Source organism: Phycisphaerales bacterium AB-hyl4, assembly GCA_041821185.1.
GTDB lineage: Bacteria > Planctomycetota > Phycisphaerae > Phycisphaerales > Phycisphaeraceae > Natronomicrosphaera > Natronomicrosphaera hydrolytica.
Genome location: JBGUBD010000003.1, coordinates 80063 through 101474 on the forward strand (window position 1 = coordinate 80063; position 21412 = coordinate 101474).

A 21412-nucleotide genomic window follows, 5' to 3' on the forward strand; every position below is an offset into this window, starting at 1 on the left:
TGGTTGGGGTATGCTGGGTGGATGAGAATCATTGCAGGTGTACATCGAGGGCGGCGGCTGGTCGGGCCGAAGGATGCGACGACGACGCGGCCGATCACGGATCGTGTGAAACAGAGCTTGTTCGATCGGCTGTGGGCGATGGGGGTGTTGCCGGAGGACCCGCTGGAGGCGGACGAGCAGCCTGCGGACGAGCGGGGGCTGGTGCTCGACCTGTTCGCGGGCACGGGGAGCCTGGGGCTGGAGTCGCTGTCGCGGGGGGCGGGCAAGTGCGTGTTTGTGGAGATGGACCGTGATGCGCTGCACGGGCTGGAGCAGAACCTGTCGGCCCTTCGGCTGAGCGATCGGGCGAACGTATTGAAGGTGAATGCGCTGTCGCCGGGCTGGCTTGTGCACGCGGTGCGTAAGCCGGTGCGGATTGCGTTTGTGGACCCGCCTTACGCGATGATGTCGGAGGCGGACGGTTGGGAGCGGTTCATGCCGCTGCTTGAGGCGTTGGCGGAGACGGCGGAGGCGGGGGGTGTGATGGTGGTGCGTACGCCGACGCCGGTTGAATCGCCGGAGATCAAGGGCTGGGTCGGGCCGACGTCGCATAAGTATGGGGGGATGAAGGTGACATTTTATGAGCGTGCTGGTGGGGAAGGGGGAGGGGAAGTTTCTAGTTTCTAGTTTCTGGTTGTGGGGGGGGACGCCGACGGATTGAATCCGTGGGCTTCGGGGGGGCTGGTAATGGAGTTTGGGGTCAGGCGAGGGCTTGGGGCTCGGGCTGGCCGTGGGGGTCGTCGCGTTTGGGGAGGCGGACGATGTGGGGGACGACCAGTTCTTCGAAAACGTGATAGAGACGGCGGACCTCTTTGAGTGGGTGTTTGTGGTCGTCGACGCGGAGGTCCCAGAGGGGATAGACTTCGGTGTCGATGACGTAGACGGTGGCGGAGTTTGCGCCGCGGCGGTCGCCGCCTGTGGCTTCGCCGGCTTCGATGGCGGTGAGCAGTCGCTCGGCAAGGGGGGCGCCGTCGTCGGCTTCGAAGGCGTCGCGCATGGCGTGCAGCGGTTCGTGGCCGACGAGGAGGTTGCCCTGGACGCAGTAGCCGGGGCCGGTGATGTGGCCGGCCCATTTGCTGGTCTTCGAGCCGGTCCATCCGGCGACGTTGCCCTGGCCGTCGACGATGCCGACCTGGCGGATGTCGCGGTCGGGGTCCTGAAGGACGACGGCGTCGAGGGCCTGTTTGGCGTCGAGGCCTTCGCGTAGCTTGGTGATGCCGTCGTGGCCGAGGTATGGGTTGATCCAGGCCTGGGTCGCGATCGCGCCGGTGCGCGGGTAGGCCCAGGTGAGCAGCTTGCCCACGGCGGGCACGGCGGTGACGGCGGCGATGCCGACCTGCTTCGTACGCGGACAGCGGGCAACAATGGAAAACGTCATTCGGTTCTCTTCCTTTTCTCCAACTGACCCACACTCCGGCAGTACAGCTTAAGCTGTACTGCCGGGGAAGGACATAGACCCTACAATAGTAGCTTAAGCTTCACGACAAGCCCCGGAACCCCGAAGACGGAACCACCATGTTCGGCAATTTATCTGACAAGTTCGAGTCGGCCCTGCGCAAGCTTTCCGGACAGGGCAAGATCAGCGAATCCAACGTCCGCGAGGCGATGGAGGACGTCCGCACGGCCTTGCTGGAGGCGGACGTGCATTATGAAGTCGCTGAGCAGTTCATTGAGAGCGTGCAGCAGAAGGCGTTGGGGCAGGAGGTGCTCGCGGCGGTGAAGCCGGGCGAGCAGATGATCAAGATTGTGCACGATGAGTTGGTGACGCTGTTCGGCGGTCAGCCGATTGTGGATAAGGAAGACGCGGTTCGGCCGGAGGAGCCGCCGCTGATGTACGTCGATCCTGGGCCGACGGTGATCATGATGTCGGGGCTGCAAGGGTCGGGGAAGACGACGACGTGCGGCAAGCTGGCGGGGTATCTGAAGAAGCGCGGCAAGAAGGTGATGCTGGTCGCGGCGGACCTTCAGCGGCCGGCGGCGGTGCATCAGCTTGAGGTGCTCAGCAAGCAGGTGGAGGATGAGGTCGAGGGCAACGGGCGCGTGTCGTTCTACTCCGAGCCGGACAAGGTGGCGGAGTATGGCAAGGCGGTGGGCGCGGCGGTGAAGGTCTGCCGGAACGCGGTGGAAGCCGGTCGGAAGGCGGCGGTGGATGTGGTGATTCTCGACACGGCCGGCCGACTGCATGTGAACGACTCGCTGATGGGCGAACTGCGACAGGTTGCGTCGGCGGTGAACCCGCATCAGATCATGCTGGTGATCGACGCGATGACGGGGCAGGACGCGGTCAACTCGGCCAAGGCGTTTAACGAGCAGTTGGAGTTGGACGGCGTGATCATCACGAAGTTCGACTCGGACACGCGCGGCGGCGCGGCGTTGAGCGTGAAGCAGATCACGGGCAAGCCGATCAAGTTCATCGGCACGGGTGAGCGGATTGATGCGCTGGAAGAGTTTCATGCCCGCCGAATCGCGGGGCGCATCCTGGGCATGGGCGACGTCGTGTCGCTGGTGGAAAAGGCGCAGGAGCAGGTGAGTGAAGAGGAGGCGATGGCCCTTCAGGAGAAGATGGCCAAGGGCAAGATGACGATGGACGACTTCCTCGTCCAGCTCAAGCGCATCCGCAAGATGGGGTCGATGAAGTCGTTGCTGGGGTTGCTGCCGGGCATTGGCAATCAGCTGAAGGATCTGCCGATCGACGACAAGCAGATCGACCGGACGGAGGCGATCATCCAGTCGATGACGAAAGAAGAGCGGGGCAATGAGGATGAGCTGACCAACTCGCGTCGTCGGCGGATTGCTCGCGGCTCGGGGACAGACCAGCGCGACGTGTCGCAACTGGTCAAGGGCTTCGAGATGGTGGGCACGATGAGCAAGCAGTTGTCGGGCATGGGCGGGGTTTCGCGAATGAAGGCGCTGGCGGGGATGGGCGGATCGGACCTCGCGGGCATGGGCGCGCGGGGCGGCATGCCGCGTGCGAAGGGGTCGACGAAGGCGCAGAAGCCCAAGTTCAAGCAGCGGAAGAAACGGCGACGGTGATGATGCGGCGGGGGGCGTCGATTGAGTTGCCGGGTGTTTTGGTGGCGAGGGGACGTTGGTCATGCACCGGTCAGGCGTCGCCACCAGAGGCGGAAGGTGAGTCGGCGGGTGACAGGGTTGCCGGGGGCGTAGTGTCGGGCGCGTCGGAGCCAGACGCGGGCCCGGCGAAGCTCGCGCGCGGCGAGGTGCGCTTCGATCAGGCGATGCATGGCGGCGATGTTGGCGGGGGCGAAGCGGAGTCCGCGTCGGCAGGCGAACATGCCCGCGCGGGGTCGGCCGCGGGCGAACTCGGCGGTGCCACGGAGAGCCCAAGCAGCGCCGAGCAGGGCGGCGGTGTCGAGTTGCGTGGTGGATCGGCCCTGGATGGTGGTGTGCAGCAGCTCGACGGCAGTGTCGGGCATGCCCAGGTCGATGAGCTGTCGAGCGAGTTCGAGGACTTGTTGAGGTGACTGGCCGGCGCGTTGGGTTTCAACGCGTGCGAAGACGCGTGCGCGTTCGAGCTGGCCGCGCTCGCGGGCGACGCGGGCGAGGCCGAGCTGTACGCCCGGCCGCGTGGGGTCAAGGCGTCGGGTCTGGATGAAGCGTGCCTCGGCTGCGTCGAGGTGGCCGGCGAGGAGGGCGAGCTCGCCGAGGTGGTAGTAGGCGTCGGCGGCGGCGGGGTCGATTTCGAGCACACGTCGGAATTTTTCGCCCGCCTCGGCGTCGCGGTCGAGTTCCATGAGCAGTCGGCCGAGGTCGAGCATGGCGCGGGTGTCGCGCGGCCGTTGGCGGAGCTGGCGGATGAAGTCCTGCCGGGCGCGTTCGAGTCGGCCGAGGCGCCAGTGGGCGGTGGCGAGGTTGGCGTGGACATCGGGGTAGGCCGGGTCGAGGCGAAGGGCCTGCTGCCAGCACCAGATTGCGCGTTCGTTTTCGCGTCGGGCGGCGAGGCTGTGGGCCAGGCCGTCGTAGCAGGTGGGGCATTCGTCGGTGAGCTGTCGGGCTAGGTAGAACATGGTCTCGGCGTTGTCGTGTTCGCCGAGCTGGCTGTAGGCGTGGATGCGATGGCAGTAGCAGGCTTCGATTTCGCGGTCGAGGCGTTGGGCGCGTTCGAAGGTCTGGATGGCTTGTCGGGGATGGCCGCAGCGGACGAGGACGATGCCGAGGTGGAGCAGGGCGTCCATGTCATCGCCGCGGAGGTCGAGTGTTTGCTGGTAGGCGCGGACGGCTTCGTCGTAGCGTTGGAGGGCTTCGAGGGTGAGGCCGAGGCCGAAATGCCATTCGCTCTGGAAGGGGTTGTAGGTGAGCGCCTGGCGGAGCTCTTCGAGCGCCTTGCTCCATTGGCCTGTTTCGTAGAATTGCTGAGCACGTTGTGCGTGTCGCTCGGCGTCCGACCATTCGCTCATGGCGTCGGTCCCGTGGGGCTGGTTGCGGTGGTTGTATGCATGTATATCACCCGTGCCGGGCGTGGTGCGCGGCGACGACGGTTTATCTTGTGGTTCGCGCCCGATGTGCCGATAGAGTGTATTGGCCGGGCTCTGTTTACGCCGTCGCGTTATACTAGGCTTGCGGGAAGATACTGGGGCATCGCCTGTGTACGGGAATCGCCTTAATCTGATGTGGTGTGGTTGGCCGATCGCTTTAAGGAGCGCGGGGCTGGCGGGGGTGTTGCTGTGCCTGCTGTTTGCGGTGGGTGTGCGGGCGGACGGTGGGGGTGAGGCGACTGAGGCGGGGCAGTCGGCGCAGTTGCTTGCGATGGTGGGCGATGATGAACTGCCGACGGCCGAGCGGAAGGCGGCGGCGGTGACGCTGCTGGATCATGAAGAGGCCGACGCACAGGAAGTGCTCGCCGCGGTGCTGCCGCTGTTTGACGTGGTGGACTCGGCCGGCCGACGGGAACTGGGCGAACGGCTGGCGCGGCGCGGCAGCGATGAACTGGTGCAAACGCTGATCGAGATCGCTCACGACCGCGAGGCATCACGGCCGACGCGGCAGGGGGCGGTGGCGGCGCTGGGCCGGCATCGGGAGCAGCAGGCGGCGGGGGCGCTGGTGAAGCTGGCGGTGACGAGTGACGATCCGGTGTTGCGGGCGTCGGCGTTTGCGGCGCTGGCGACGCTGACGGGTCGGGATGATATGGGCCGGGACGTGAAGGCGTGGCAAGCGTGGTGGGCGGCGGTCGAGCCGTTGTCGGAAAGTCAGTGGCGGCAGCATCTGTTCGAGTCGCTGGCCCAGCAGCGGCGGGAGACGAGGCAGTATCAGCAGACGCTGGAGTCGCGGCTGGTGGAGGCCCATCGGTCGCTGTTCCGGGCGGTGTCGGCGGAGGATCGGCCGGGGCAGTTGATCCGACTGCTGGAAGATCCGCTGGACGTCGTACGGCAGCTCGGCATGGACCTGGCGGTGCAGCGGCTGGTGGACGATCGCGGCTTTGACGAGCCGCTGCGTGAGACGCTTCGCAAACGGCTGGACGACCCGTCGCCTGCGATTCGGCAGCGGGCGACGCTGCTGCTGCGCGATCTGGCGGACGGGCCGGCGGCGGACCGGGTGGCGCGTCGGTTGGCGGACGCGGTGGAGGATGTGGAGGCGGTGCTGCGGGCGGAGCTGTTGATGATGTCACGCTTGCCGCGGATCGAGGCGGTGGAGCGGTCGCTTGCGTTGCTGAACAGCCCGGCGTTGCGCGATGAGGCAGCGGGGGCGATCAATGCGGCGGTGGATGCGGATCGACTTACGTATCAGCAGGGTGTGCGGGCGTTGCGACATGTGCGCGGGCAGCTTGACGCGGGCCAACCGCCGCTGCCTTCGATCGTGCTGCTGCTGGGTCGGTTGGGCGACGAGCAGGACTGGCGGCGGATCGAGAGCTGGCTGGATTCGGAAGATGACGCGGTGAAGCAGGCGGCGGCGCGGGCGTGGGCTGACTCGGATCGGCCGCTGCTGCCCCTGGTCGAGCGGGCGTATGATGCGCGGATTGAGTCGATTGCGCTGCTCACCGCGGCGCGGCGGGGTCAAAGTACGGTGACGTTTCAGGCGCTGGTGCAGTTCGAGCCTGAAGGCGAGCAGGTGACGGAGCGTTGGCATCGGGCGTTAGAGGCGATGGCCGGCCGAGTGTCGGGCGATGTTGTGCTCGGGGCGGTGCGTGATCTGGAACGGCGGGGGGCGTCGTCGTCACTGTGTCGGCGGATGCTCGCGGCAGCGCTGGAGCAGGTAGAAGCGTCGTCGCGGTCGAATGCGAGCGGGCAGCGGGTGGATCTGTTGCTGGCACGCGGCCGACTGCGAATCGCGGCCGGCGAACCGGAAGGGGCGCTTGCGGATTTCGATCGACTCGCTCGGCTGGAGGTGGAGCTGACCGACGCGCAGCACGAGCAGCGGCAGCGCGGGATCATTCGAGCGCGCATCGATCTGCATCAGATTGATCGGGCGATCGAGACGGCGGAGGCGATGCTCAACGGGCGACTCGCTGCGGATCATGAGACGGATGATGAGGCGGCCGACGGAGGGGAAGGCCCGGCGAGCGGGTTGCGTGAAAATGACTCGCCGATGGATCTGCTGTTCGCAGCGGCGGACGAGCGGGCGGCGGCGGACGATGTTGATGCGCTCAAGCAACTGGTTGAGGGCATTCGCAGGTTGACCGGCGCTTCGCCGAACTCGGGCATCTCGCAGCGGATCGAGCAGTTGGAGGCCCGGCTGTCGCAACTGCGTGGCGATGGCGATGAGGGGCGCGTGGAGCCGACGGAAGTTGACGCCGAGCCGACCGACGTTGAGGCTGACGCGGCGTAGGGGGGCTGGTTTCTGGTTTATCGTTTCTGGTTTCTGGTTGTGAGCGCGCGGATGCCCCGCCGTGGGCGGCGGGTCTAAACGCGATACTTTGCGGGGCTCGACGCGATACCTGGATTCAGCCCGCTTTTAGTACGACGGGACGCTTGGGTCGATTTTGGCGGACCAGGCGAGGATGCCGCCAGCGACGTTGGTGGCGTCGAGGCCGGCTTCGCGCATGAGCTCGACGGCTTGAGCGGATCGGCCGCCCATCTTGCAGTGCACGATGTACTTTTTCGTGCTGTCGAACTGCGACAGTTTCGCGGGGATCTGCCTCAGCGGGACGAGCTTGGCCTTTGGAATGCTGGCGATGTCGTACTCGTGTGGTTCGCGGACGTCGATCAGTTCGAACGCCTCATCGCCGTCGATCAAGGCTTTGAGCTGGTTGACGTCGATCTCGGGGATCTCCGTGTCGCGGATGACGGTGTCGCTTTCTTCGCCGCGGATGCCACAGAACTGTTCGTAATCGATCAGCTCGGTGATGCTCGGGTTGTCGCCGCACATGGGGCAGTCGGGGTCGCGGCGGAGCTTGAACTCGCGGAACTGCATATCGAGCGCGTTGTAGCGGACGAGACGGTTGGTCAACGGCTTGCCGATGCCGAGGATGAGCTTGAGGGCTTCGGTCGCCTGGATGCAGCCGACGACGCCGGGGAGGATGCCCAGCACGCCGCCTTCGGCACAGGAGGGAGCCATGCCCGGCGGCGGGGGCTCGGGGTAGAGGCAGCGATAGCAGGGGCCCTTGGGTTTGCCGTCGGCGCCTTCGCGGGGGTCGAAGACGGTGGCTTGGCCTTCGAAGCGGAAGATCGAGCCATACACGTTGGGCTTGCCGAGCATGACGCAGGCGTCGTTGGTGCAGTAGCGTGTGGGGAAGTTGTCCGTGCCGTCGATGACGACGTCGTAGGGCTTGATGATGTCCAGCGCGTTGTCGCTGGAGAAGCGGGCCTCGTACGTGTCGATCTGGACGTTGGGGTTGATGGCGGTCAGGCGATCGCGGGCGGCGGTGAGCTTGTGCGTGCCGACGTCTTTCGTGTCGAAGAGGATCTGGCGTTGGAGGTTGGATTCGTCGACAACGTCGAAGTCGACCATGCCGATACGGCCGATGCCGGCGGCGGCAAGGTACATCGACACGGGTGCGCCGAGGCCGCCGGAGCCGATGACCAGCACGCTGGCGGCTTTGAGCTTCTTCTGGCCTTCGAGCGTCACCTCGGGGAGGATGAGGTGTCGGCTATATCGCTTGATTTCTTCAGCGGACAGTTGCGTATCAACAGCGGTCATGGATGCATATCTCCAGGCAAAATCGAAACCGCCATTGTACGCAAATTTGCCGGGAATGGGAGATCTGTGCACTCATTTAGCCGCGGGCCCCGGCCCGCGCGTGCCGGTCCGTCAGGCGAAAAGCAGGGTGCGAGCACCGCGGCTAAATGGGGGGCATGTGTCAACCGCGTGGTGGGATCAGTCGGCTCAGCCGGCGGCGCGACGGAACAGGTTGGCGGTGAGCGGGTCGCGGCCGGCGGGCGTGGGCAGCGGGCTGGTCAGCCGACGCCGACGCAGCGGGTCGTTCGGTTGGGCCAACGGATCGTCGTCATTGTCGGTTTCGGTGTACGGGCCGACGTGGAGCACGGCTTTAAGGCCGTCCATTGCCAGGCCGGTCGGCGTGATGTATTGCAACGCCCGGCCGTCGTAGAGGTGGTAGCAGAACCGGTAATCCCCCGGCGGCAGGCGCAACTCGGTTTCCCACACACCCTCGGCCACGTTCTGAAGCGGAAAAATCTGCGGCATGCCGGGGAAGATGTCGATCACCAGGCTGGCTTGGCGAGCTTCGTTGCAGTCGATCCGAAAGGTGCAGCGTTGCCCGCGATGGGGGCGTACGAGTTTCACAGATAAAATCCCTTATACGACGTTGAGCATGGGGAGGCATGCGTGATGAACCAGCCGTCCGTGGCATGGTTGCGAGCAGCGTAGGTCGTTTAGGGAAGATGCGAAATCAGTGCCCGGCGGGAAAGGGTAGTGGGGGATCCACTGAAACAATCCCCAGCGGGCATGGCGCATCGCTGGCGGGGTGTGGATCGCAAGAATTGATGTGGCCTTATGATGCGGTGAGCAATGGCAAGGCAACAGCTTCAACTGGAATCGTCGGATGCGGGCGGTCGGCTGGACCGGGTGTTGGCGCGGCGGCTGGGCCTGTCACGCCGAGCGGTGTGGGGGCTGCTGCGCGAGGGGGGCGTGCAATGCGATGGGCAGGTGATGAGCCTGCGCGACAAGGGGCGGGCGGTCAGCGGCGGGCAGCGGGTGATGGTGGGGTCGGCCGTGCCGCCGGGGGCGCGTCGGGCGATTGCGAATCCGCAGTTGGCGTTGAAGGTGGCGGCGGCGGGGCGGGACTGGGTGATCGCGGACAAGCCCAGCGGCATGCCGGTGCACCCGCTTGAGCCGAGCGAGACGCGGACGCTGCTCAATGCGGTGATCGCGCGATGGCCGAGGCTGCATGGCGTGGGTGAGGGCGGGCTGCGGAGCGGGGTGGCCCATCGGCTGGATGTGGATACGTCGGGGCTGGTGCTGCTGGCGTTGACGGAGGGACGTTGGCAGCAGTTTCGCAAGGCGTTTGCGGAGCATCGCATCGAGAAGCGCTACCTCGCGCTCGTGCACGGCCGCGTTGGTGACGACGGCGAGGCGGTGATGGACCTGGCCATTACCCAGCACCGGCCGGCCCGCGTGCGCGTGGTCGAGCGGGGGCACGCCGACAGCCGCCGTTGTTCGCTGGCGTGGCAGGTGCGTGAGCGGTTCGCTGACGCGACGCTGCTTGAAGTTGAACTGCATACGGGGTTTCTGCACCAGATTCGGGTGATGCTCGCGCACCTGGGGCATGCGGTGGTGGGCGATGCGGTTTACGCCGAGGTGGGGGCGGCTGCGCCGCGGTTGATGTTGCATGCCTGTCGGCTGGCGGTGGATGATCAGGTGCGGGCGCAGGCGGAGGTGCCGTCGGCGTTCGCGGCCGTGCTCGGCCGAGCGGGTGCGTGAAGTTGGCGTTCCGCGTCCGCTCGGCCTGCGCAGGCTTGGCGCTGCATGTGCACTTGCCTACCATACCTTTTGACATTCCCCGGCTGTGTGCATGTTGCTCAACGCGCCACACGCCGAGCGTTCCGGCTACTTCAGGAGACTTCAGCCATGACCACCAGCGCCGATCAGGACACCCGTCTGTTGCACGGGCGTACGTATAGCAATGCCATTGAAACGACCTACAACACCCCGTTGGTCAAGCTGAACCGGGTGGCGCCGGAGGGCGCGACGGTGCTGGTGAAGCTGGAGTTCTTCAACCCGATGTCGAGCGTGAAAGACCGCATCGGGCGGGCGATGATCGAGGCCGCGGAGGAAGCGGGCACGATCGACAAGAATACGCACATCATCGAGCCGACGTCGGGCAACACGGGGATCGCACTGGCGTTTGTGTGTGCGGCCAAGGGTTACAAGCTGACGCTGACGATGCCGGAGTCGATGAGCCTGGAACGGCGCGCGCTGCTGCGGGCGCTGGGGGCCGAGCTTGTGCTCACGCCGGCCGCCAATGGCATGAAGGGCGCGATTGCCAAGGCCGCCGAGATGGTGACCACGACGGACAACGCGTGGATGCCTCAGCAGTTTGAAAACCCCGCCAACCCGGAAGTGCACTACCGGACGACGGGCGCGGAGATCTGGAACGACACGAACGGCAAGGCCGACATGATCGTCGCCGGCGTCGGTACGGGCGGCACGGTCACTGGCGTGACCCGCTACTTCCGCGATAAGGGCAAGAGCGACTTCACCGCGATCACCGTTGAGCCGACTGATTCGCCGGTGATCAAGCAGACGCTTGAGAAGCAGGAAGTCAAGCCGGGCCCGCATAAGATCCAGGGCATCGGCGCGGGCTTTGTGCCGAAGAACCTCGATATCTCGGTCGTGTCCGACTCGGTGGTCGTCTCGAACGACGAGGCGTTTGAGTGGGCGCGCAAGGTTGCCAGCCAGGAGGCGATCTTCGGCGGCATCAGCACGGGTGCCAACATCTGCGCCGCCTGCCAGGTCGCCGCCCGACCGGAAAACAAGGGCAAGACCATCGTCACCATCGCGCCAAGCTTCGGCGAGCGCTATCTCTCGACGCCGCTGTTCGAAGGACTCACCGGCTGAGCGAGTGAATAGACGCAATCGAATCCAACCAGCGCCCGCGCACGTTTGTGCGCGGGTGTTTTTCATTTGAAAAGGTGCGGTTGAAGCCCACGGCGTCACGCCGTGGGCTTCGTGAGTGAAAAGGATCATCGTCTGTTGCTTGCCTGGGGGGTGGTGGCGGGTAAAGTTGCGGCGGGCTGTGTGGTGGAAACCGTATCGTGACGGGCAAGCAGTGGTGCATTTCGATGTTCGTGGTTGGCGTGCTGGCGATGCAGGCGAGCACGTTCGTGACGGGCACGCGGGTGTGGCCATTCATGGCTTACTGCATGTACACGCAGGTGAGCTACGGCACGCCTTCGACGGTGGTGATCAGCGTCACGGCTATGCTGGACGATGGCAGCGAGATGCGCATCGACAGCGAGGCGGCGGGGCTGACGTGGCATGGCTGGTATCGCAACTTTGAACGGCCGATGATGGCGGGCGACGAGCAGGTCGCTCGCGAGGCGGCGGAGCGGATCGCGTCGCTGCACGGTGTGACCGTGCGGTCGATGCGCGTCGATGTCACACGCTACAACATCCTGCCCGACGAGGGGCTGGTCGAGACGTTGGAGGGGGTCGCCTTCGATCTGAGCAGCGCGGCGGGAGAGGGGGGGCTTGATGAATGATCGTCCGCCGAGCAAGCCGTTGACGTGGAAGCTGTGGCTGACGCAGCCGCTGGCCGAGTGGCGGGAGTGGTGGTTTCAGCCCGTACCGTTGATGCGGTTGGCGCTGGTGCGGATCGTCTTCGTGGCTTGTCACCTGATCTTTTTCTTCCCATCGCTGGCAAGGCAGCAGCGGCTGGTCAGCCACAACGAAAGTTTCATCGACCCGCAGGTGTTGATCGCGATGATCGTGGCAATCGTGCCCGAGTCGATGTTCCGCACGGTCGAAATGATTACTTTCATATGGATCATCACACTATTGGCAGGCGTGGCGGCGCTGGTGGGGCTGTTCACGCGAGCGAGCCTGTTCGTGCTCGCGGCGGGTACGGCGACCTTGGTGGCCCATGGGTTTTCCTACGGCGTCCAGCATCACCCCGAAGCATTGTTCACGATCGCGCTGTTTGTCATGGCGTTTTCGCCTTGCGGAGCGGTACTGTCGGTCGATGCATGGCGAGCGGCGCGGAGGCGAGCGGACGGCGTGCCCGCAGATCTCGGCGCACAGCAGCGACGACAAATGTCGAGCAACGCGTTGTGGCCGCTGCTGTGCATTCAATGTCTACTGGCGCTGGCGTATCTCAATGCGGGCGTGTGCAAGATCTACATGGGTGGCCTGCAGTGGTTTGACGGCTACACGATGCAGATGCATCTGCTTCAGGACGCGATCCGCTGGGATCGGCCGATGGGGTTGTGGGTTGCGCAGCAGTGGTGGCTTGCGTTGGTGATCTCGTTTTTCGCGGTGGGGTTTGAAGTGGCGTTTCCGCTGGTGCTTTTCTGGCGTCGACTCGTGCCGTGGTTTCTCGTGATGGGGCTGGGCATGCACATCGGCATCTTCGCGCTGCAGGCGGCGCCGTTCTGGCAGTTCATGGTGCTCTACATGGCGTTCCTGCCGGTCGAACGCGTATGGGACTGGGCGCGGCGAGGGCGGGGAGTGATGATTCAGCCGACGACGAGCGCAGGGTGATGGGGAAGAGACGGCACACTGCCGGGGGCCGCTGTCTATACGGACGGAAGCCCACGGCGTCGCGCCGTGGGCTTCGGGGTTTGGACTGCGTGGTCGTCTACTTCCTCATGTGGGTTCGATGGCAAAGCGGACGGCATACTGCATCAACTGGGATGCGTTCTCCAGGCGAAGCTTCTGCTTGATGTTTTCGCGATGTGTTTCGATCGTCTTGATGCTCAGGTGCAGTTGCTCGGCGATCTGGCGGGTGGAGCGACCCTGGCCGATGAGTCGGAGCACTTCCAACTCGCGGTCGGTGAGCGACTCAACGCCGTAGGTTGGCGGGCGGTTCGAGCCGCCGGTCATGCGTGAGAGCAGCGCCTGGGACATGCGGTTGCTCAGGAACACGCGCCCTTCGCGCACGGAGCGGATGCCGTCGACCACTTGTTCGACGCCTTCCTGTTTCATGAGGTAGCCCATCGCACCGGCTTTGAGCACGCGCTGGGCGTAGAACGATTCGTCGTGCATCGAGAGCACGAGCACGGGCAGGCCGGGGTGGCGGGCGCGCAGGTCTTTGATCAGTTCAATGCCGTCGAGCCCCTCGAACGAGAGGTCGGCGACGACGACGTGCGGCGAAAGCGCTTCCACCGCATCGAGCGCGGAGGAGGGCGAGTCGGCTTCGCCGATCAGTTCCATGTCGGATTCCCGGTCGATCAACTGGCCCAGCCCGCGGCGGACGATTGGATGGTCATCAACGATCAATACGCGACATCGCTCGGCCGTCCTGGGTTGTGCGCTTCGAATACCCATGGTCGTTGCAGTCCTTTGCGGCCCGCTTGCCGTGACGGGTGCACGTTGGTGCGCGACGCGCCCTGCGTGCCCCTTGGCGGCGGGGTGGGTTGTGAGATTCGTGCGGCCGACCAATCCGTGGTCGGCACCGCCGACGCCTTGGTGGCGTCGCCGGGCATAGCATGACGGCTCATAGTAGCGCGCCCTAAGAAGAAGGCACGGCGAGCGAGCGGTGGTTTTACACGAACTGAAAAATTTCCTTCAGCTGGGTTGGGTCGCCTCGATTTGGAATGTGCCGCGCTGCGATGCAGGCGCGCAACAACCCCGCAAGCGGATTGGGACCGCTTGCGGGGTTGTACAGCCAAAGGTCGGCCGACGGGGTCGACGCGACAGCTTGATCTGATTGTTCACCGGGCATCACGCCCGGCTGCGCTCGAATTAGTCGAACGCGTCGCCGGCATCGTCGGCACCTTGCTCGAAGGCGTCGCCGACGTCGTCACCGGCGTCCTGGATGTTGTCGCCGGCGTCGTCCAGATGGTCGCCAGCGTCCTGCTCGCAACCGACGAGGCTCACGCCGCCGAATGCCAGGCCCAATGCGAAAACGATGCTCCAGAGTTGCTTTCCAAACATGCTCTACATTCCTTCCGAACGCGATAATTGAAACGAGGGAGAAAGTCAGCAGGCTTGTCCTGCGTCGCCCCCAATACAGTGCCTCGCGGTCCGCGTCACCGCCAGGCGAATACAAGTGTAGTGCACCGCCATCCTTGGACGCAATAATGAAATGCAGAATCTCCCGACCCCCTCAGCGGGCCGCGACTTACCTTGGGGCGGTGTCTTCGCCGCTGCGCCGCGTTGCGAGGTACCAAAGCCACGCGCCGAGCCAGAACAGCACGTTGGCGAAAAGGAACTGGAGAATCAGCAGCACGATCGCCATGCCCAGCGGTGTGTACATCATCTGGAGCACGGGGTCGACGTTCTCGATGGCGGGGCCGTCGCGGCCTTCCTGCCGTTCGAAGCTGTACATGCCTGTCCATGCGGAGAGGATGATCATGAGCACCATCAGCGTGCCCACGCCGATCCAGTACGCCCGCCTGGAGACCGATTCCGCTAGGCCTGATCGCATCATGCCCCCATGTTAACGCGCCTTGGCGGTTGTGTCGGCCGGGCGGGTGGGCGATACTGGCCGACATGAAAATCGGCGTCATCAGCGACACGCACGACCGTCTGACCACGTTCCGCAGGGCGATGAGCCTGTTCCAGCGGATGCAGGTGGAGGCGATCTTTCACGCAGGGGACTTCATCGCCCCTTTCGCAGCCAAGCTCATCGCCCCCGCTGCGGTGAAGGTGCCGGTCCATGTGGTCTACGGCAATAACGATGGCGAACGCAAGGGGCTCAAGGGTGTGCTCCCGCAGTTGCAGGACGGCCCGCTGAAGGTCGAGCTCGCCGGTCGGCGGATCGTGATGGAGCATTTCATCGACTGGCTGAAGCCCGCCGACATCGCCGGGGCGGACGTGATCATCACCGGCCACACGCACGAAGTGGTCAACGAAACCAAGGACGGCAAGCTGTACCTGAACCCCGGCGAATGCTGCGGCTGGGTCAACGACCGCTGCACCGTCGCCCTGCTGGACCTCGCGACGATGCAGGCCGAGATTGTGGAAATCCACGAGTAGGCAGAGGGGGAACCTGTGCGAGATCTTTCACGTTGGGATCGAACGCGCAGGCGAGGTCAGCGATTTGTCCTGATTGTATGGGCTTTGTGCTGGGGGCTGCTCGTGGCGTTCGCCATGACGGCATCTCAGATTAGAGTGGTCAGTCAGGGGCACGCCGAGCAGTTGGAAGGTGCCCAGCTTGTCGCCTATGGCTTTCGCTGGTTTTTCATCAATCTGGTCATTTTTATGCCCGTTGGCTTGCTGGTCGGCTGGTTGTGGTGGCTGTGGATGGAAAGGTGGTATCGCAAGCGAGTGCAGGCGGGGCGATGTCTGCGATGCGGGTACAGCCTGATGGAAATTGGCAGTCGGGTGGATTGTCCGGAATGTGGCTACCGTATTGTTCGCTCGGCTTCTTTGGAGACGGGGGAATTGCCGACTTGAGCCGCGGTCTGGCCGAATCGCGTAACCCGCTCCATTGCAGTAAACTGTCCCAACTTTGCGCCGCGCCGGGCCTCACCGCCGCTCGGCCACGTTACAATTTCAACCCAAGGCCATCGCCCCAGCGAAGCCAGAACCGCCGCATTCACCGCTTTCCAGCGCGATAACACCATGCCTAAACGTCACGACATCAAGACCATCCTCATTATCGGCTCGGGCCCGATCGTCATCGGCCAGGGTTGTGAGTTCGACTACTCCGGCACGCAGGCCTGCAAAGCACTCCGCGAGGAGGGCTACCAGGTCGTGCTCGTCAACTCCAACCCGGCCACGATCATGACCGATCCGGAGTTTTCCGACCGCACGTACATCGAGCCGATCACGCCCGAGGCGGTCACGAAGATCATCGAAAAAGAGCAGAACGGCCAGTACCACATTGACGCGCTGCTGCCCACGCTCGGCGGACAGACCGCGCTGAACTGCGCCTGCCAGATGTACGACGACGGGACGCTTGAAAAGTTCGGCATTGAAATGATCGGCGCGACCCGCGAGGTCATCTATCGCGCGGAAGACCGCAAGGCTTTCAAGGATATCGTCGAAGGCATCGGCCTCGCCATGCCCGCGGCGGGCACGGCCAACACCATGGCTGAGGCCAACGATGTCCTCGAACGTACGGGCCTGCCCGCGATCATTCGGCCGGCTTTCACTCTCGGCGGCACGGGCGGCGGCATTGCCTACAACCGCGAAGAGTTCGAAGACATCGTCCGACGCGGCCTCGACGCGTCGATGACCAAGCAGGTGCTCATCGACCGGTCGCTCATCGGCTGGAAGGAATACGAACTTGAAGTCATGCGCGACCACGACGACAACGTCGTCATCATCTGCTCGATTGAAAACATCGACGCGATGGGCGTGCACACCGGCGATTCGATCACGGTCGCGCCGGCCCAGACGCTGACGGATAAAGAGTATCAGCGGATGCGCGATGCTTCGCAGGCGATCATCCGCGCCGTGGGCGTCGAGACCGGCGGGTGCAATATTCAGTTCGCGATCAACCCGGCTGACGGGGAGATGGTCGTGGTCGAAATGAACCCGCGCGTGTCGCGTTCGTCGGCGCTGGCGTCGAAAGCGACCGGCTTTGCGATCGCGAAGATCGCGGCGAAGCTGGCGGTGGGCTATACGCTGTGGGAGCTGCCGAACGACATCACGGGCAAGACGGTCGCGTGCTTTGAGCCGACGATCGACTATGTGGTGACGAAGATTCCGCGATGGACGTTTGAAAAATTCCCCGAAGCGGACGAAACGCTGACGACGCAGATGAAGTCGGTTGGCGAAGCGATGAGCATCGGGCGCACGTTCAAAGAGTCATTGCAAAAGGGCATCCGTTCGATGGAGGTCAAGCGGTTCGGGCTTGGCCTGGATGCGAATGACAAGTGGCTGAATGCCAAGCGGGACAAGAAGAATGCGGACGGTTCGCGGGTGGAGTGGCCGATCGATCACGGCAAGCTCCGTCGTAAGCTGATTCAGCCATCGCAGGGTCGAATGTATTACGTCCGCTACGCGTTCAAGATGGGCTGGAGCATCGAGCACGTACACGACCACACGCACATCGACCCGTGGTTCCTCGATCAGATCAAGCAGTTGGTCGACTTTGAAGACGTGCTCACGCGATATGAAAAGCTCGAAGACGTGCCGCAGGATGTACTGTTCAAGGCCAAGCAGTATGGCTACTCGGACATGCAGCTTGCGAACCTTTACTTCGGCGCGATCACGACGAACAACATACTCAAGGTCCGTGCCCGCCGACTGGAACTGGACGTGAAGCCGGTTTACAAGCTGGTGGATACGTGTGCGGCGGAGTTTGAGGCGGCGACGCCTTACTATTATTCGACGTATGAACGGCCGATTCGGACGATGAATGGTGGGGGGGAGTCGGGGCAGGCAAAGTCGGGTGGGGCAAAGCCCAGCCATGGCCATGGCTGGGCTTTAAGTGCTGATGATGAGATTCGGGTCACTGACAAGAAGAAGGTCATCATCCTCGGCGGCGGGCCCAACCGGATCGGGCAGGGCATTGAGTTTGATTACTGCTGTGTGCAGGCCGCCTTCGCTGCGAACGAACTCGGCTACGAGTCGGTCATGGTCAACTCCAACCCGGAGACCGTGTCGACGGATTATGACACCAGCGACCTGCTGTTCTTCGAGCCGTTGACGCTTGAAGATGTGCTGAACATCTGCGAACGGCTCAACGGTGCGCCGCTTGGCGAGCCGGGCAACCTGCATGGCGTGATCGTGCAGTTCGGCGGACAGACGCCGTTGAACCTCGCGCATGGGCTGGAGCAGGCGGGCGTGCCGATCATCGGCACGAGTGTCGACTCGATCGACCTTGCCGAAGACCGCGAACGCTTCGGCAAGCTCATCGGCAAGCTCGGTATCGAGCAGCCGGAGCACGGCATCGCCTTCAATGCGGACGAAGCGGTCAAGGTGGCCGAGCAGATCGCGTACCCCGTGCTCGTTCGGCCGAGCTTCGTGCTTGGCGGCCGGGCGATGGAGACGGTGTTCGACGAAGACCAGCTTCGCCACTACATGCAGATCGCGCTGGGCGCGAGTGATCTGGAGAATCAGCCGATCCTGGTGGACGATTTTCTCGCGGACGCGATTGAATGCGACGTCGACGTGGTGGCGGACTATGGGCGCGCGGGTTCTGCTGACGGCAACACCGCGCTGGTCTGCGGCGTGATGGAACATATCGAGGAGGCTGGCATTCACTCGGGCGACTCCGCCTGCGCGATTCCGCCACACTCGCTGCCGCCGGCGATGGTTGAGCAGCTTAAGGAGCAGTCACGCAAGCTTGCTGCGGCCCTCAAGGTGCACGGCCTGATGAACGTGCAATGGGCCATCCGCAAGACCAACGGCAAACACGAAGTGTTCGTGCTCGAAGTCAACCCGCGCGCGTCGCGGACCGTGCCGTTTGTCAGCAAGGCGACCGGCATGCCGTGGGCCCGCCTCGCGGCGAAGGTGATGATCGAAAAGCAGCTCACCGAGTTGGGCGTGACGGAAGAGGTTACGCCGAAGCATACGTCGGTGAAAGAGTCGGTCTTCCCGTTCGCGAAGTTCCCCGGCGTGGACGTGATCCTCGGCCCGGAGATGCGATCAACGGGCGAGTGCATGGGCGCCGACCCGACGTTCCCCATCGCGTTCGCCAAGAGCCAGATGTCCGCCGGCGTGAAGCTGCCGCAGGAAGGCAAGGTCTTTCTGTCCGTGCGAGAGAGTGATAAGCCGGCGGTGCTGCCGATCGCGAAGAAGCTTGTCGCGATGGGCTTCGACGTGCTCACCACCGGCGGTACGCATCGCCTGCTCAACGAGCACGGCATCGTCACCACCCGCCTGCAGAAGATCAGCGAAGGTCGGCCCAACGCGGTGGACCTGATCAAGAACGGCGAACTGGCGTTGATCATCAACACGCCCACACGCAAGGGGCTGAAGACCGACGAAGGCAAGCTTCGCGCGACGGCGGTGCGTTTCAACGTACCGATGATCACGACCGTCACCGGCGCGGCCGCGGCGGTGCAGGCGATCGACGCCCTGCGCAGCGGCCAGTGGCAGGTCCGCGCATTGCAGGACTACTTCCCCACACTGACCGAGGACGCTCCCAAGCCCGCTGCCGTTCCGGGGTGATTGTCGGTAGATGGGGTTGGGGGGGAGGCTGGTTTCTGGTTTTGGGTTTGTGGTTTCTGGTGGGAAACCCACGGATTCGCTGCGCTATATCCGTGGGCTTTAAGGGGGAGGCGTACATCCAGTATTGGGGTGGGTTCGCGGTTGCGCTTTGAGTTGGGGTTGCTGCTTGCTCATTATTAACCGGCGCGTTATTATGTCGTTGATTCGACCAACCCACCCGCCGCTGCTCCTCTTGCTTTTGTGGAGGCCGTGATGCCCAGATCCCTGTCGACTTATGACCCGACCCGCCAACGTGAACGCGTGACGGCGCATGTTTATGCTCAACCTGCGGAGGTCAACCGGGCCGTGGCGGGCACGATCGCCAAGCTGATTCGCGAGCGGGCCGAGACGGGCAAGCCCTGTGTGCTCGGGCTGGCGACCGGCTCGACGCCGGTGGGCGTATATGACGAACTGATCCGCCTGCATCGCGAAGAGGGGCTTTCGTTCAAGAACGTCGTCACGTTCAACCTTGACGAATATTTTCCCATGCAGCCCGAAGCGTTGCAGAGCTATCGGCGGTTCATGCAGGAGCACCTGTTTGACCACGTCGACATCGACCCGGCCAACGTGCACATTCCCGACGGCACGCTGCCGGCGGACGAGGTTGCCCAGTATTGCGCCGACTACGAGCGGAAGATCGAGGAGGCCGGCGGGCTGGATCTGCAACTGCTCGGCATCGGGCGAACGGGGCACATCGGCTTCAACGAGCCGGGCTCGCCTAAGGACAGCCCGACCCGCCTCATCTGGCTGGACAAGCTGACCCGCCTCGACGCGGCGAGTGATTTCTTCGGCTATGAACACGTGCCCAGCCGGGCGATCACGATGGGCGTGGGCTCGATCTTCACCGCCAAGCGCGTCATCCTCATGGCGTTCGGCGAAGGCAAGGCCCCGGTCATCGCCCGCGCGGTGGAAGGTGAAATTTCGGCCAACCTGCCTGCCAGTTATCTGCAGGAACATCCGCAGGCCGAGTTCTGGCTTGACGAAGCCGCCGCCGCGGAGCTGACGCGCTTCAAGCGGCCGTGGCTGCTTGGCCCGGTGCACTGGACGGACGCCCGCATTCGCCAGGCGGTCATCTGGCTGGCACGCGACATCGACAAGCCCGTGCTCAAACTCACGGACGAGGACTACAACGAACACGGCTTGCAGGAGCTCATCGCTGAGCACGGCCCGGCGTACGACATTAACCGCCAGGTCTTCCGCACACTCCAGCAGACCATTACCGGCTGGCCCGGCGGCAAGCCGCGCGACGCGCGCGAGCCTGGCGACGTGCTTCGACCGGCGGACGACGTCTACCCCAAGCGCGTGCTCATCTTCTCGCCACATCCGGACGACGATGTGATCTCGATGGGCGGCACGCTCATCCGCCTTGTCGATCAGGGGCATGAGGTGCACGTGGCGTATCAGACGTCGGGCAACATTGCAGTGTTCGATGATGACGCGATCCGCTTCGCTGACTTTGCCGCCGAGTTCAATGAGATGTTCGGCATCGACCACAAGCGCTCCACGGAACTGGAGCAGCACGTCGAAACGGCGCTGAAGAACAAGAAGCCCGGCCACGTAGACTCGAACGAAGTGCAGCGGCTGAAGGGGCTGATCCGTCGCGGCGAGGCGCGTGCCGCCGGCCGATCGTGTGGGGTTCCGATTGAGAACCTGCACTTCATGGACCTGCCGTTCTACGAAACGGGTAAGGTTCGCAAGAAGCCGTTGGGCGAAGATGACATCAAGCTGACGCTCGATCTGCTGAACCGGATCAAGCCGCATCAGGTTTACGCGGCAGGCGATCTGTCGGACCCGCATGGTACGCACCGCACTTGCCTGAACGCCGTGATGGAAGCCGTCCGTCGGGCGAGCAGTGAGTCGTGGGCGAAGCAGTGCGAGGTCTGGCTGTATCGCGGGGCGTGGCAGGAGTGGGAGCCGGAGAAGATCGAGATGGCAGTGCCGCTGAGCCCGCAGGAGATGCTGCGCAAGCGGACGGCGATCTTCAAGCACGAGTCGCAGAAGGACAAGGCGCTGTTCCCCGGCATCGATCCGCGCGAGTTCTGGCAGCGAGCGGAGGACCGGAACATGGCGACCGCGAAGTTGTACGACCAGCTCGGCCTGGCTGAGTACGAAGCGATCGAAGGCTTCGTCCGCTGGCATCCGACGGACGAGCCCGCCAAGGCCGCAGCCGCGGGCACGGCGTCGGCGAGCGTTTGAT

The 21412-nt window shown here is 64.1% G+C and carries 18 protein-coding genes; 11 read left to right on the plus strand and 7 right to left on the minus strand.

The genetic code is table 11. The annotated features are described in order from the left end of the window. Positions 1-21: 21 nt before the first annotated feature. A complete protein-coding gene (locus tag ACERK3_05010) occupies positions 22-666 on the plus strand; it encodes an RsmD family RNA methyltransferase (GenBank protein MFA9477650.1) in 645 nt (214 codons plus the stop codon). A gap of 73 nt (positions 667-739) precedes the next feature. Here ACERK3_05010 and ACERK3_05015 read toward each other — a convergent pair whose 3' ends face one another. After that, a complete protein-coding gene (locus tag ACERK3_05015; protein ID MFA9477651.1) occupies positions 740-1417 on the minus strand; it encodes a DUF1028 domain-containing protein in 678 nt (225 codons plus the stop codon). Positions 1418-1554: 137 nt separating this feature from the next. Here ACERK3_05015 and ffh point away from each other — a divergent pair, with 137 nt between their 5' ends. Then, positions 1555-3072, plus strand: a complete 1518-nt coding sequence (ffh, locus tag ACERK3_05020; protein ID MFA9477652.1) for a signal recognition particle protein — start codon at positions 1555-1557, stop codon at positions 3070-3072. A gap of 59 nt (positions 3073-3131) precedes the next feature. Here the strand turns inward: ffh and ACERK3_05025 are convergent, their stop codons facing one another. Continuing rightward, the gene (locus tag ACERK3_05025; GenBank protein MFA9477653.1) at positions 3132-4454 is read right to left on the minus strand and encodes a tetratricopeptide repeat protein; all 1323 of its coding nucleotides are present in this window, start codon (positions 4452-4454) and stop codon (positions 3132-3134) included. A gap of 187 nt (positions 4455-4641) precedes the next feature. Between ACERK3_05025 and ACERK3_05030 the strand changes: the two genes are divergently transcribed. Then, on the plus strand, positions 4642-6819 hold the full coding sequence (locus ACERK3_05030) for a HEAT repeat domain-containing protein (GenBank protein ID MFA9477654.1): 2178 nt from the start codon (positions 4642-4644) through the stop codon (positions 6817-6819). 126 nt (positions 6820-6945) lie between these two features. On the opposite strand, the gene moeB is transcribed toward ACERK3_05030, so the two are convergent. Continuing rightward, positions 6946-8130: a molybdopterin-synthase adenylyltransferase MoeB gene (gene moeB / locus ACERK3_05035; protein MFA9477655.1), complete on the minus strand. Its 1185-nt coding sequence runs from the start codon at positions 8128-8130 to the stop codon at positions 6946-6948. 186 nt (positions 8131-8316) lie between these two features. Continuing rightward, on the minus strand, positions 8317-8733 hold the full coding sequence (locus ACERK3_05040) for a hypothetical protein (GenBank protein ID MFA9477656.1): 417 nt from the start codon (positions 8731-8733) through the stop codon (positions 8317-8319). 225 nt (positions 8734-8958) lie between these two features. Here ACERK3_05040 and ACERK3_05045 point away from each other — a divergent pair, with 225 nt between their 5' ends. From ACERK3_05045 to ACERK3_05060, 4 genes are all read left to right on the plus strand, one after another. Then, on the plus strand, positions 8959-9870 hold the full coding sequence (locus ACERK3_05045) for an RluA family pseudouridine synthase (protein MFA9477657.1): 912 nt from the start codon (positions 8959-8961) through the stop codon (positions 9868-9870). A 147-nt stretch (positions 9871-10017) separates the two neighbouring features. Next, positions 10018-11007: a cysteine synthase A gene (gene cysK / locus ACERK3_05050; protein ID MFA9477658.1), complete on the plus strand. Its 990-nt coding sequence runs from the start codon at positions 10018-10020 to the stop codon at positions 11005-11007. A gap of 197 nt (positions 11008-11204) precedes the next feature. Continuing rightward, positions 11205-11651, plus strand: coding sequence for a hypothetical protein (locus tag ACERK3_05055; GenBank protein ID MFA9477659.1), 447 nt, complete (start codon positions 11205-11207; stop codon positions 11649-11651). Further along, complete coding sequence (locus ACERK3_05060) at positions 11644-12648, plus strand: HTTM domain-containing protein (GenBank protein ID MFA9477660.1); 1005 nt, start codon at positions 11644-11646, stop codon at positions 12646-12648. The genes ACERK3_05055 and ACERK3_05060 overlap by 8 nt, the downstream gene beginning before the upstream one ends. 105 nt (positions 12649-12753) lie before the next feature. Here ACERK3_05060 and ACERK3_05065 read toward each other — a convergent pair whose 3' ends face one another. From ACERK3_05065 to ACERK3_05075, 3 genes are all read right to left on the minus strand, one after another. Then, positions 12754-13434, minus strand: a complete 681-nt coding sequence (locus ACERK3_05065) for a response regulator (GenBank protein MFA9477661.1) — start codon at positions 13432-13434, stop codon at positions 12754-12756. A gap of 417 nt (positions 13435-13851) precedes the next feature. Next, the gene (locus ACERK3_05070; GenBank protein MFA9477662.1) at positions 13852-14043 is read right to left on the minus strand and encodes a hypothetical protein; all 192 of its coding nucleotides are present in this window, start codon (positions 14041-14043) and stop codon (positions 13852-13854) included. 187 nt (positions 14044-14230) lie between these two features. Next, complete coding sequence (locus ACERK3_05075; protein ID MFA9477663.1) at positions 14231-14539, minus strand: hypothetical protein; 309 nt, start codon at positions 14537-14539, stop codon at positions 14231-14233. 62 nt (positions 14540-14601) lie between these two features. On the opposite strand from ACERK3_05075, the gene ACERK3_05080 reads away from it, so the two are divergent. From ACERK3_05080 to nagB, 4 genes are all read left to right on the plus strand, one after another. Next, positions 14602-15087 (plus strand): metallophosphoesterase, encoded by a 486-nt coding sequence (locus tag ACERK3_05080; GenBank protein ID MFA9477664.1) that lies wholly within the window; start codon positions 14602-14604, stop codon positions 15085-15087. Positions 15088-15201: 114 nt separating this feature from the next. Next, entirely contained in the window at positions 15202-15507 is a 306-nt protein-coding gene (locus ACERK3_05085) for a hypothetical protein (protein MFA9477665.1), read from the plus strand. A 168-nt stretch (positions 15508-15675) separates the two neighbouring features. Continuing rightward, positions 15676-19176 carry a carbamoyl-phosphate synthase large subunit gene (gene carB, locus ACERK3_05090; GenBank protein ID MFA9477666.1) on the plus strand — a complete coding sequence of 1167 codons (3501 nt, stop codon included), beginning with the start codon at positions 15676-15678 and terminating at the stop codon, positions 19174-19176. Between the two features lie 252 nt (positions 19177-19428). Then, entirely contained in the window at positions 19429-21411 is a 1983-nt protein-coding gene (nagB, locus tag ACERK3_05095) for a glucosamine-6-phosphate deaminase (protein ID MFA9477667.1), read from the plus strand. Position 21412 lies beyond the last annotated feature (1 nt).